This is a genomic window from Planococcus lenghuensis (genome assembly GCF_001999905.1).
In the GTDB taxonomy this organism is placed as follows: Bacteria; Bacillota; Bacilli; order Bacillales_A; family Planococcaceae; genus Indiicoccus; species Indiicoccus lenghuensis.
The window spans coordinates 1,343,457-1,356,158 of the sequence record NZ_CP019640.1 but is presented as its reverse complement, the minus strand read 5'-3'; the positions used below and the strand labels follow the sequence as shown (position 1 = coordinate 1,356,158).

General features: G+C 50.2%; 12 protein-coding genes. 1 reads left to right on the top strand and 11 read right to left on the bottom strand.

Features of this window, described 5'->3' with window-relative positions; translation table 11 throughout:
• Positions 1-17: 17 nt before the first annotated feature.
• From trxA to zapA, 11 genes are all read right to left on the bottom strand, one after another.
• Positions 18-377, bottom strand: coding sequence for a thioredoxin (gene trxA, locus B0X71_RS06935; protein WP_269750109.1), 360 nt, complete (start codon positions 375-377; stop codon positions 18-20).
• Positions 378-1,006: 629 nt separating this feature from the next.
• Positions 1,007-1,972 (bottom strand): electron transfer flavoprotein subunit alpha/FixB family protein, encoded by a 966-nt coding sequence (locus B0X71_RS06930; RefSeq protein WP_077588728.1) that lies wholly within the window; start codon positions 1,970-1,972, stop codon positions 1,007-1,009.
• 30 nt (positions 1,973-2,002) lie between these two features.
• Positions 2,003-2,776, bottom strand: coding sequence for an electron transfer flavoprotein subunit beta/FixA family protein (locus tag B0X71_RS06925; protein WP_077588727.1), 774 nt, complete (start codon positions 2,774-2,776; stop codon positions 2,003-2,005).
• A 20-nt stretch (positions 2,777-2,796) separates the two neighbouring features.
• Positions 2,797-3,570, bottom strand: a complete 774-nt coding sequence (locus B0X71_RS06920) for an enoyl-CoA hydratase (protein ID WP_077588726.1) — start codon at positions 3,568-3,570, stop codon at positions 2,797-2,799.
• A gap of 16 nt (positions 3,571-3,586) precedes the next feature.
• Positions 3,587-4,168, bottom strand: coding sequence for a fatty acid metabolism transcriptional regulator FadR (locus B0X71_RS06915; protein ID WP_077588725.1), 582 nt, complete (start codon positions 4,166-4,168; stop codon positions 3,587-3,589).
• Positions 4,169-4,256: 88 nt separating this feature from the next.
• Positions 4,257-5,954, bottom strand: a complete 1,698-nt coding sequence (locus tag B0X71_RS06910; RefSeq protein WP_077588724.1) for a long-chain-fatty-acid--CoA ligase — start codon at positions 5,952-5,954, stop codon at positions 4,257-4,259.
• A 213-nt stretch (positions 5,955-6,167) separates the two neighbouring features.
• Positions 6,168-6,581: a DUF350 domain-containing protein gene (locus tag B0X71_RS06905; protein WP_077588723.1), complete on the bottom strand. Its 414-nt coding sequence runs from the start codon at positions 6,579-6,581 to the stop codon at positions 6,168-6,170.
• 25 nt (positions 6,582-6,606) lie between these two features.
• The gene (locus B0X71_RS06900; protein ID WP_077588722.1) at positions 6,607-8,964 is read right to left on the bottom strand and encodes an endonuclease MutS2; all 2,358 of its coding nucleotides are present in this window, start codon (positions 8,962-8,964) and stop codon (positions 6,607-6,609) included.
• Positions 8,965-8,977: 13 nt separating this feature from the next.
• Positions 8,978-10,681, bottom strand: coding sequence for a DNA polymerase/3'-5' exonuclease PolX (polX, locus tag B0X71_RS06895; RefSeq protein WP_077588721.1), 1,704 nt, complete (start codon positions 10,679-10,681; stop codon positions 8,978-8,980).
• A 143-nt stretch (positions 10,682-10,824) separates the two neighbouring features.
• Positions 10,825-11,364, bottom strand: a complete 540-nt coding sequence (locus B0X71_RS06890) for a CvpA family protein (protein ID WP_077588720.1) — start codon at positions 11,362-11,364, stop codon at positions 10,825-10,827.
• Positions 11,365-11,369: 5 nt separating this feature from the next.
• The gene (gene zapA / locus B0X71_RS06885; protein WP_077588719.1) at positions 11,370-11,630 is read right to left on the bottom strand and encodes a cell division protein ZapA; all 261 of its coding nucleotides are present in this window, start codon (positions 11,628-11,630) and stop codon (positions 11,370-11,372) included.
• Between the two features lie 83 nt (positions 11,631-11,713).
• On the opposite strand from zapA, the gene rnhC reads away from it, so the two are divergent.
• A complete protein-coding gene (rnhC, locus tag B0X71_RS06880; protein ID WP_077588718.1) occupies positions 11,714-12,652 on the top strand; it encodes a ribonuclease HIII in 939 nt (312 codons plus the stop codon).
• Positions 12,653-12,702: the final 50 nt, after the last annotated feature.

The following is a 12,702-nucleotide window of genomic DNA, read 5'->3' as shown; positions in this document are numbered from 1 at the left end:
ACCCGGTTCAGACATTATTATGCGTGGCTGCTGACCATATCAGCCAATGCATCTTTCGGACGGAAGCCAACGACTTTATCCACTTGCTGGCCGTCTTTGAACAGCAGAAGCGTCGGAATCGACATGATACCGAAATTTCCGGCAGTTTCCTGATTTTCGTCAACATCGAGTTTGACGATCTTCAGCTGGTCGCCCATATCTTCGTTCAGTTCTTCCAATACAGGAGCGACCATTTTACAAGGCCCACACCAAGCTGCCCAGAAGTCCACAAGTACAAGACCGTCTGAAATTTCCTGTTTAAAGTTCTGATCTGTTCCTTTTACGATTGCCATTGAAACATTCCTCCTTGAGTAATATAGCCTGTTCTCCCTACTGATTATAGCACCGCGTTTTTGGGCGGGCGAATTTTTTGCCTATTTCTTCTTTACCCGCCCCTCGTTTCTGTTAATCCTCGTGCAAAAATGCTTTATGTGAGTGTCATTGCTCCAGGCGGAAAACAAGCCGATGAGCAGCTTTAATGAAGGGTGGTTATGAGTAGAAGAGATGGATCTAAGTTGAAGATGGTGACAATCTGTCCAATTGAGAACAGATTGATACCGTTTTAAAAGAAATTTTTGATGTTCAGGAGCTGAATGCTCTTTAAGATGAACTAAATGACGATTGAAGTCTGGTGAATGCACTTTAAGCGCTGGTGAGTGCACTTTAAAAATCGGCGAGTGTCCTTTAAGGGCTAACGAATACACTTTAAGTAGGATGGGCTGTGGCACCGTCTTATCTACTTCAGATCCGTATCATGCTAGGAGAAATTTTTGATCCCCTGAAGCCCAATCCACTTCAAAATGGACTGAATGACGGTTGAAGTCCGGTGAATGCACTTTAAGCGTCAATGAGTGAACTTTAAAAATCAGCGAACGCATTTTAAAAACCAGCGAGTGTACTTTAACTCAACCACCATCCCCAAAATAAAAAAACAGCCTGCATAATTACAGGCCGCCTGTATAATCATTTACATCATTTTGCGGAATTCTTCTGTCAGCATCGGCACGACTTCAAACAAGTCGCCCACAATTCCGTAATCCGCCACTTTGAAGATGTTCGCTTCCGGATCTTTATTGATGGCGACGATTACTTTCGAGTTGGACATTCCAGCGAGATGCTGGATGGCACCTGAGATACCTGCAGCGATGTAAAGGTCAGGTGTAACAACTTTACCGGTCTGACCGATTTGCAGAGAGTAATCGACGTAATCAGCGTCACATGCTCCGCGGGATGCGCCGATCGCACCGCCGAGGAGATCAGCGAGTTCTTTCAGCGGTTCGAAGCCTTCCGCACTTTTAACGCCGCGCCCGCCGGCTACGATGACCTTCGCTTCGGACAGGTCCACGCCATCCGTCGATTTTCTCACAACATCCTGAATGATCGTGCGCAGGTTCGTGATGTCAACGGACAGGGAGCTGACGTCTCCGCCGCCTTCGCCTTTTTCAAGCGGCGGGATGTTATTCGGACGGATTGTCAAAAACGCAATGCCGTCTTTCACACGCACTTTTTCAAACGCTTTTCCGGAGTAGATCGGACGGATGAATTCAGCATCATCGCCTTCCCCTTCAATCGCCGTGACATCCGACACGAGCCCGGACTGCAGTTTCGATGCGATTTTCGGTGCCAGATCTTTACCGTTTGCTGTATGTGCAAATACCATGCCTTCTGGATTTTCCTGTTCGACAACCGCCATGAATGCCTGGCCGAACCCGTCAGACGTATATGTTTTCAGGTGCGGATGCTCCACAGTGATGACGCGGTCTGCGCCGTACTGGGACAGTTCCTGTGCCAGATCCTGCACGGAATCTCCAATCAGTACACCGACCACTTCTCCGCCACCCGAAACTTGCTTCGCTGCAGCAATCGCTTCAAATGACACGTTTCGTAATGCGCCTTCACGCGCTTCACCCAGTACCAGTACTTTCTTCGACATATTCAGTCACCCTCCTATATAAAAATCCGATTATATAACTTTCGCTTCGTTGCGCAGCAGGCTGGCCAGCTCAGCCACCTGATCGGTCAGTTCACCTTCAAGAATCCGTCCCGCTGCTTTCGCAGGCGGCAGGTAGACATCCACCGTTTCGATCTTCGGTTCCACGTCGTCTTCTTCTAGATCCAAGTCATCGATTTCCAGTTCTTCAAGCGGTTTTTTCTTCGCTTTCATGATTCCTGGAAGCGACGGATACCGCGGATCGTTCAGACCTTGCTGGGCTGTCACAAGAAGCGGCAGCGTTGTCTGGATTGTTTCAGAATCACCTTCCATGTCACGGACGATCGTCACATTTGTGCCGTCGTATTTAAAGTCAGTGATTGTTGTGACGCAATTGATGCCGAGGCGTTCAGCGACCCGCGGGCCGACTTGTCCGGATCCGCCGTCGATGGCCACGTTTCCTGCAAGAATCAGGTCTGCATCTTTGTCCTTCAGATACTCAGCAAGAATCAGCGCTGTTGTATACTGATCAGACTCTTCCACATCGTCTTCCGTGTTGATCAGCACTGCTTTATCCGCGCCCATTGCGAGCGCTGTGCGCAGCTGCTTTTCTGCATCTTCTTCTCCGACGGTCACAACGGTCACTTCCCCGCCGTGCTCATCGCGCAGCTGGATCGCTTCTTCCACTGCATACTCATCATATGGGTTGATGATGAATTCCGCGCCGTCTTCCTGGATTTTACCGTTGGAGACTGCGATTTTTTCTTCCGTGTCGAATGTGCGTTTTACCAATACATAAATGTTCATGAACGTTTCCCTCCCGAATATTATTTCCCTTTAAAACTTGCTTCCCGCTTTTCAAGGAAAGCCTGGATGCCTTCTTTCGCGTCTTCCGATACGAAAACAGTGCCGAACGCTTCCGCTTCGGCATCCACCCCCGCGTGATACTGCGCATCTTTTGTGAATTGCAGCATCCGGAGTGCGGCACTGACGGAAACCGGACTTTTTTTCGCAATCTTCTTTGCGAGTTTCAGTGTTTCAGGCAATAACGCCTCTTCCGCATAGGCGCGGTTGGCAAGTCCAAGCCGGACCGCTTCCTCACCGCTGATGGGATCACTCGTCAGCAGCATTTCTGCTGCTTTCGCCATGCCGACATAGCGCGGCAGCCGCTGCGTGCCGGCAAAGCCCGGAATGAGGCCAAGCTGCAGTTCCGGCAGTCCGAGCTTAGCGGTTTCTGTTACGAACCGCATGTGGCAGCTCATCGCCAGTTCCAGCCCGCCGCCAAGGGCAGCACCATGGATGGCGGCAATCACCGGTTTTGAGAAAGTCTCCACCCGTTCAAATACTTGCTGGCCGCTTGCTGACAGTTTCGAAAACTCTTCCCCCGATGTGACAGAGGTGAATTCCTTGATGTCTGCACCGGCTGAGAAAAACCGGCCTTCCCCATGCAGCACGACTACGCGGACTTCCGCATCGTTTTCCACAGCATCAAGCAATTCATTAACTTCCAGAATCAGTGAACGCGATAAAGCGTTCGCCGGAGGACGGTTAATTGCAGCAATCGCTACGCCATCCTCGTTTTTCCATGTAATCGCTTCCATCAATTCGTCTCCTTTCCTATGCGCGCATCCCTTTCATCAGCATGCGATGAACTTTCGGTGCCAGTCTGACAAGATCGTATTTATGATCATTCATGACCCATGTCGTGATGGTTTCATCCATCGTGCCGAACACCATTTGGCGCGCCAGGCGAATGTCCATATCCTGGTCGAATTCTCCGCTTTCCATTCCCTCCTTCAGGATAACGTCAAGCAAAACTAAATACTCTTTGAGCACGCCATTGATTTTCATTCGAAGGTCATGATTGGACTGGCGCAGTTCAAGCTGGGTGACAATCGACAGATGCCGGTCGGCACTCAGCACATCGAAGTGGTTTTCGATCATGAACTTCAGTTTATCGGATGCCGGCATTTCCGTTTCAAGGATTTCCATGAGCTTGTCTGTGAACAGGCTCATCTTCTCCTCGAATACCGAAATGAGAATGTCCTCTTTATTCTTAAAGTACAGATAAATGGTGCCGTCTGCAACTCCGGCCTGTTTGGCAATCTTTGATACTTGTGCCTGATGGTAGCCGTTTTCCGCGATGACGGTCACAGCAGCATCGATGATTATCCTGTACTTCGGTTTATCTTTCTTCATCCGATTCTCACCACCAAAAAAATGAAAATATGAATGACGGCTCATTCATATTTTCATATTAATGTTAAAACTATTCAGTGTCAAGCGCTTACGAAGGAACAGAAGCATTCTCCTCCAGTTTCTTTTTCTCTTCTTCCACGAGCGAGCGGCGCAGAATTTTCCCGACTGCGGTTTTCGGCAGCTCTTTGCGGAATTCATAGATGCGCGGGACTTTAAATGCCGCCAGATGAGCCCGGCAGAACGTGTCCAATTCCTCTTCTGTTAAAGTATACCCGTCTTTTGGCACAATGTATGCTTTTACCGTTTCACCACGGTACGGATCCGGCACGCCGGCTACGACGCATTCCTGGATGGCTTCATGCTCATACAGCACTTCTTCAATATCACGCGGATACACATTGAAACCACCGGCGATGATCATATCCTTTTTGCGATCTATTACGTAAAAATAACCTTTTTCATCCATCCGGCCGATATCCCCGGTCAATAGCCAGCCGTCGATAATCGTTGCTGCCGTTTCTTCCGGCCGGTTCCAATAGCCTTTCATCACCTGCGGGCCGCGGATGGCGATTTCCCCGATTTCTCCAGGCGGCAGGGGTTCAGTCGTGCCGAGTTTGAAGACCGCCGCTTCCGTGTCCGGATATGGAAGACCGATTGAGCCCTTAACCCGTTCGCCCCACAATAGATTGGAGTGAGTGACAGGAGACGTCTCTGAGAGTCCGTACCCTTCCACAAGTTTACCGCCGGTCGCTTGTTCAAACTTCTCCTGCACTTCAGTCGGTAGCGGTGCAGAGCCGCTCAGACAAGCTTCAATGGAAGACAGATCGTATTTATGAAAATCCGGATGATTCATGAGACCGATGTAGATGGTCGGCGCCCCCGGAAAAATCGTCGGCTTCTGCTTCTGAATCGTCTTTAATGCCGTTTCCGGTTCGAATTTCGGCAGCAGCACCATCTTATTGCCTTGCATGACAGCGAGGATCATGACGGTTGTCATGCCGTACACATGAAAGAACGGAATAATGGCGAGCACCGTCTCTTCCCCTTCTTTCGTCTGGTACATCCATGCATTGCACATCGTCGCATTGGCGATCAGGTTTTTATGCGTCAGCATGACCCCTTTTGGAGATCCGGTTGTACCGCCTGTGTACTGCAGCAGCGCCAGATCTTCCTCAAAATTGAATGACTGTTCCCTGACAGAAGGTTCCGCCCGCTTCATGATTTCACTGAATAAATGATTGATGCCGCTATGTTCCACTTTAACCGCTACCACTTGCTGCTTTTTCTGCACGAGCGGATACAGCATGCTCTTTGGAAACGGCAGGTAATCCCGGATGCCCGTAACGATCACATTTTCAAGTTCCGTCTCTTTCAGAACCGCTGCAACCCGCGGGTACAGAAGGTCGAGTGCCACAATTACTTTTGCGCCTGAATCTTTCATCTGATAAGCGATTTCGCGTTCCGTATAAAGCGGATTGGTCTGCACGACAACGCCGCCCGTATACAGGACGCCGTAATAAGCGATCAGGCTCTGCGGGCAGTTCGGCAGCATGATGGCGACCCGGTCGCCTTTTTCGACACCAAGGGACTGGAGATAATTGGCGAATTTCAGTGCCGATTCATGCAATTCCTTATACGTCAGTTCTTTTCCGAGAAAATGGACAGCAGTTTTACTTCCATGCTTTTTGCTTGTTCTCGTCAAATATTCTTGGACTGGAATCGGTTCATACGTCAATGTGGGCGGGATTTCAGACGGATAATGGGACAGCCACGGCTTCTCAATCATTTTTTCATCCCCTTTTGCATAAAGTGAGTGAATATTCCTATTTTTTATTATACCCCACTATGTATGCGCTTACAACCAAGTGATGAAAAAGAAGCGCAGGAATTTTTCCCTGCGCTTCCGCTTATAAAAACATAAGGTAAAAAATGCCGGCAATAATGAACGCCGCACAGGCGCCGAGCAGCACTTTCGCCAGTTTTTCCATGCCGTTTCCTCCTAAGAAATGCTTGCGCCGATAACAAATGACAGCCCAACAGACAGCACAAGAGAAATAAAGCCGACCGAGCGGTTGTCCCTTTCGATTTCGTCATCAATTTTGAATTTCGGGGTTAAAAATTCGAACAGGAAGTAAGCTAGAATAAGCAGCACAAAGCCATACATGCCCCAGCCGATCATTTCAGGCAATGAGCTGTGATTCTCGATCGAATAGCGGAAAATATTCGCTACGCCGAAAATTTTCCCGCCTGTAGCCAGTGCGACAGCTATGTTTCCTTTTTGAATTTCTTCCCAGTTTTTGTACTTCGTTACGAGTTCAAAAACGACCATCGCTACGACCAGACACAGCATGAATACGCTGAAATATCCGGCCGTTTCCACCAGCGGATGCGTCCAGAAGCTTGACTCTTCCATAATCGGCCCCTTCTCTGTGACTTCTTTATTTCAGCTCAGCGACTGTCACACCTGATCCGCCTTCGCCTGCTTCCCCGTATCGGTAGTTTTTCACGCGCGGGTGTTTCTTCAGGTATTTCTGAACGCCTTCCCGGAGTGCGCCGGTCCCTTTGCCGTGAATGATCGACACTTGATGGTAATTCGAAAGCAGGGCATCATCGATATACTTTTCGACGCGGGAAATGGCATCTTCGTAGCGCTCACCGCGGAGATCGAGTTCCATTTTCACATAGCTGTCGCGATTGCGGATCGTCGTCATCGCTGCCGGCTCTTTCTGCTTCTCCGGCTTGATGTAGGACAGATCTGATTCCGGCAGCCGCATTTTCAGAATGCCGATCTGCACAAGCCATTCATTATCCGACATTTTTTCAAGCAGCGTTCCTTTCTGGCCGTACGATAGTACTTTCACTTCATCATTCGGCTTCAGTTCAACATCCTGCTTGTCTTTTTTCGCTTTCTTCAGCACCCTATTTTCCGGTGCTGCGCTGTCAAGCCGTTTGCGGGCATCGATGAGTTCGTGTTCTTTTACGTTTGCCGCGTGGTTCATCCGAAGGTCACGCAATTCCGAAATGACGGATTCCGCTTCCCGGCGTGCATCTTCCACGAGCTTTCGGGCTTTTTCTTTCGCCTTGTCTTCCAGTTCCTGCTTTCGGGCTTCGTATGCTTCGAGTTCGGCAGCCAGATCACTCCGCAAGCCTTCCGCTTCTTCAAGAAGCGTTTTTGACTGCTCGGCATCGCGCTCGGCATCACGCCGGCTTTTCTCCAGAGAAGCGATCATGCCGTCCACTTCCCGGCGATCTGTGCCGGTGATGCTTTTCGCCTGATCGATGATGTGATCCGGCAATCCGAGCCGCTTGGAGATCTCGAATGCATTGCTTCGGCCCGGCACACCCATAAGGAGCCGGTACGTCGGGCTGAGTGTCTCAACATCAAATTCGACACTCGCGTTAATGACCCCTTCCCGGTCGAAACCATATGCCTTCAGTTCCGGATAATGGGTTGTCGCCATGACACGTGCTCCGCGGCCGTACACTTCATCCAGCAGGGAAATGGCGAGTGCCGCCCCTTCCTGCGGATCCGTCCCAGCCCCGAGCTCATCAAAAATAACGAGCGAGTTTTCGTCGAATTTTTTGAGGATATCGACAATGTTCACCATATGCGATGAGAACGTACTGAGGCTTTGCTCGATCGACTGCTCATCGCCGATGTCCGCAAACACCTGATCGAATACCGCGAGCTCCGAACCGTCAAGTGCCGGCACCGGAATCCCGGACTGCGCCATCAGTGTGCAAAGACCGACCGTTTTCAATGTAACGGTCTTCCCGCCCGTATTCGGACCGGTGATGACAACGGCTGTGTACTCCCGGCCGAATTCAATATCGTTGGCGACGACTTCATCCGTCGGAATGAGCGGATGGCGTGCTTTTTTCAAATTAATGTAGCCTTCTGTGTTCATTTCCGGCTTTGAACATTTATTCGCTGCGCCGTATTTGGCTTTTGCGAACACAAGGTCAATGCCCCCCAGAATATCGACGGTTGTGAATAATTCATGCGCCACTTCCTGGACAAGCCCGGACAGCTGCTGCAGGATGCGGTCAATTTCTTCTTTTTCCCGCATTTTCAGTCGGCTCACTTCGTTATTCGCCTGTACGACGGCATCCGGCTCAATGAACAGCGTCTGACCGGATGACGACTGGTCATGCACAATCCCGCCGAAACTGCCGCGGTACTCCTGCTTAACCGGAATAACAAAGCGATCGTTGCGGATCGTGATGATTGAATCTGACAGCATTTTTGCATTCTTTCCGCGGATCAGGCTCTCGAGCCGTTCCCGTACACGGCTTTCCTGCATGCGCTTCTGCGACCGGATCTGACGAAGTTCAGAACTCGCCGAATCCATCACCCCGCCGTTATCGTCGATGCAGCCGTTAATTTCATGTTCAAGTCCGGTCAGGATGGGCAAGGATTCTTTCTTTTCCAGGAACAGCGGTATTTCGATATCCCCGTCTTCATCTATCGCTTCGAAAAACTGACGCAGAATGCGGCTTGCCCGGATGACGGCCGCTGTTTCCATCAATTCAGCCGGGCTTAGCGTCCCGCCGATCTGTGCACGGCGGGCATGCGGCCGGACATCAAACAGACCGCCGAGCGGCACATTCCCGCGGATGCGGAGCACCTGTGCCCCTTCGTCCATTTCTTCCAGCAGCCGATTCACTTCCGCCGGTTCTGTCGTAGGCTTCAATTCGTTAACATGCTTTTTTCCAATTGCAGAAGCGGCGAATTTCGCCACTTCATTCCGTATTTTATCGTATTCCAATGTATCAAGTGCGCGATCGGCAATCATACCGGAACACCTCCTACTGCTTTAAATGCTCTATTAATCGTTCATACGGCCACGTATTGACGACCGTCGCTTTTTTCAACCATGCTTTTTTCGCGTACTTCACGCCGATGTCCATGACATCCAGGCCATCCGTTGAATGGGCGTCTGTATTGATGGCGATTGGCACGCCTTCTTTTTGGGCAAGCTCAAGCCATTCCGTCGCCAGATCGAGCCGGTACGGACTGCCGTTTAGTTCAAGGATTTTGCCATATTCCTTCGCCCATTCGATCAGCTGCTTTACATCCGGGTTATAGCCATCCCGCTGGCCGACAATCCGCCCGGTCGGATGGGCAATCATGTCGACATGGGGGTTTTTGATGGCGTTATGGAGCCGGTTCATGATCTTATCCTGTGACTGGCTGAAACTTGAATGAATGCTTGCGATGACAAAATCCAGTTCAGCGAGCAGTTCATCATCAAAATCAAGCGAACCGTCCGGCAAAATATCCATTTCGGTTCCCGAGAGAATTTCAATGTCGTCGTATTGTTCATTCAGCTTCCGGATTTCCTTGTGCTGGTTCCGCAGCCGTTCCGGCGACAAGCCATTCGCCACTTTCAAGTAATGGGAATGGTCGGTGATGACCATATATTTATACCCTTTTTCCCGGCAGGCATCAATCATTTCGGTCAGCGAATGGGCACCATCCGACCACGTCGTGTGCATATGCAGATCGCCCTGCACGTCTTCCCGTTCAATAAGGTCCGGCAGTTCATCGAGCCGATCGAGTTCCCGGCCATCCACCCGCACGGCAGGCGGAATGAACGGCAGATCAAAATGGGCGAAAAACGCTTCTTCCGATTCGAACGTTTCGACGCTGCCGTCTTTCTGTTCCACGCCGTATTCGCTGATTTTCTTGCCTTGCGACTTCGCCAGCTGACGCAATTTCACGTTATGGTCTTTTGAACCCGTGAAATGATGCAGGGCGGACGCGAATTCTTCCAGGGCGACGAGCCGGAAATCGACGTCCACCGGCGTCTGTTGATCGAGTGTCACCGAAACTTTCGTCGATCCGGCTGCGATCGTTTCAAGAATCGGCAGGGATTCAAGCAGCTGGTCTTTTACGGCATCCGGTTTTTTTGTTGCGATGATGAAATCGAGATCCTTGCTCGTTTCTTTCGTCCGCCGGTAACTGCCGGCCACTTGGAACCGCTCAATTTCTTTGAGGTCCCGCAGAACCGCTTCCAGCCATTCGACCGTGTCAGCCATTTTCCAGATCGGCAGCCGATTTGGGCGCGTCTCGTGTTCATTGAGTTCCTTCAGAATCTTTTCTTCCGATTTTGGACCGAAACCGGCCAGCTTCTGAATATGGTGTTCTTCGCACGCTTTCCGGAGCGATTCCGCTGAATCGATGCCGAGCTCCGCATACAGCCGGGCCAGCTTCTTACCGCCGAGCCCCTGCAGGCTGAGCAGCGGCAGCAACCCTTTCGGCACTTCTTTCTCGAGTTCTTCCAGCACGGTGGAATGACCGGTTTCGATCAATTCGGTGATGATATCCCCGGTCCCTTTGCCGATGCCTTTCAGCTTCGTCACATCTTCGATTTCACTCAGGCTGCGCTGATCAAGTTCAAGCGCTTGAGCGGCTTTTCGGAACGCCGATACTTTAAAGGAGTTCTCTCCTTTCAATTCCATATAAAGCGATATTTTTTCAAGCGTGCGCACAATCGTTTTTTTATTCATGACAAACCTCCATTCGAATAAAAGAAGGACAGCTCTCCTGCTGTCTTTTACATAGCTTTACCCTTATTTTACGCATCGGAAAAAAATAAGTCCCGGATTTCCGGTCATCCCTGAAAAAAACTTCCCTCACGAGGAGAGAAGTTTCATTGGAGATAAATGTACCACCATTCTTTTACCTGCGAGGAGAAATACGGCGTGTTCTCCAAAAGTGTCCGGGCAATCCCCGAACCTTCCAGTGCATCCTGCACAATGGCGATCGGGAGGAGTGCAAACAGATAAAGTGCGAAGAACACCAGTATGTAGGCTTCCACAAATCCGAGCACTGCACCGAGGAGCCGGGAGAAAAACCCGAGAACTGGCATGTACTTCAGGAAGTTCAGGATCGATGCAATAATCTGCAGCAAGAGCCAGGCAGCAAAGAAAATAAGCGCAAAGGCGAAAATCTGATAAAACGTCTCGGTCAAATTCAGTCTTTCAACTGCAATCGTGAACCGGGAAGCTTCCGTAATTGCCGGATACGGAATCCATAAATCGAAATTCTCAGCCAGCGGTATATAGTACAGCCGGGCGATAAACAGCGCAATAATAAAACCCACCATATGAATCAATTGAACGACAAGACCGCGAACGAACCCCACAATCAGGCCGCCGACCAGTAAGATCAGTAAAAGTATATCCAGCATTTCAGTCAACCCTTCAATCTTTTCAATTCAGATTCCATTTGTTCTACCTGGTGTTTCAGTTTAAGATAGTCATGGAACCCGTTTACGGCAGCCAGGACAGCAAGTGTCGCCGTATCAAGTGATGCATTTTGTGAATGGAGCTCCCGCATCTTGTCATCAACCATCGACGCCACAAGCCGCATATGGCCGGATGATTCACTGCCCACCATTTTATAAGTCTGTCCGAATATTTCTACTTGAAGGCGCTTTTTCTCTGGTTCTGACAACGCTCCATCCCCCTTTGGAATAATCTATCTACTATCATACATGAATTAAGATCAATTGTGAATCAATCGAAGGAGGACCATCCATGTCAAACGCTGTTGTAAAGCTAAGCGGCAGTAAGCTTGCCGAATTGAGAAAATTTTATGGAACAAATGAAGTTCCAGCGAAAGCAGCCTCGGTCCAATTCTCCGCCAAACTGGCCGATACGACCATTACGGCCTACACATCCGGCAAAGTGCTGTTCCAGGGCGCCGGCGCCGGCCGGGAAGCCGCAAAATGGGGAACGGTGGAAGAAAAAGCGAAAACCGCCTCTTCCTCTGCCAAAGGTGACACGCTGCCGGCAGATTTTGCAAAGAAATCCGTCATCGGCTCGGATGAAACGGGCACGGGTGACTTTTTCGGGCCCATCACCGTCGCTGCCTGTTATGTACCGGCGGACAAAGTCGAGCTCGCAATGGAACTTGGTGTGAAAGACTCCAAGCAGCTGACGGATGATTATATGCGGAAAATTGCACCGGACTTGAAAGCATCTTTTATCCATAGCACCCTGACATTGCCGAACGACAAATACAATGACGTGCAGGCCAAGGGCTGGTCTCAAGGTAAGATGAAAGCCTTGATGCACAACAAGGCGATCCGGCATGTGCTGCGGAAGCTCGATGGCGAAAAACCGGATGCCATTCTGATTGACCAATTCGCCGAGCGCGGCGTCTACTACCGGCATTTGAAAGATCAAGCGGAAATCGTACGGGACGGTGTGCTGTTTTCGACAAAAGCGGAAGGCCTCCACGTGTCCGTCGCCTGTGCTTCCATTTTTGCGCGCGTGGCGTTCCTCGATGCCATGGACGAGCTGAGCCGCAAAGCAGGTGTGCTCCTTCCGAAAGGAGCCGGACAAGGCGTTGATGAAGCTGCTGCCCGGATTTTATTGAAAAAAGGACCGGAATTTTTGCAGACGATTTCGAAGGTCCATTTTGCCAACACGAAAAAAGCGGAAGTGTTGGCAAAGAAGAAAATTAAAGGATAATTCTGTTATGTAAATAAAACTGGTGGGTTACTTGCGAATCTTGGTTAGGT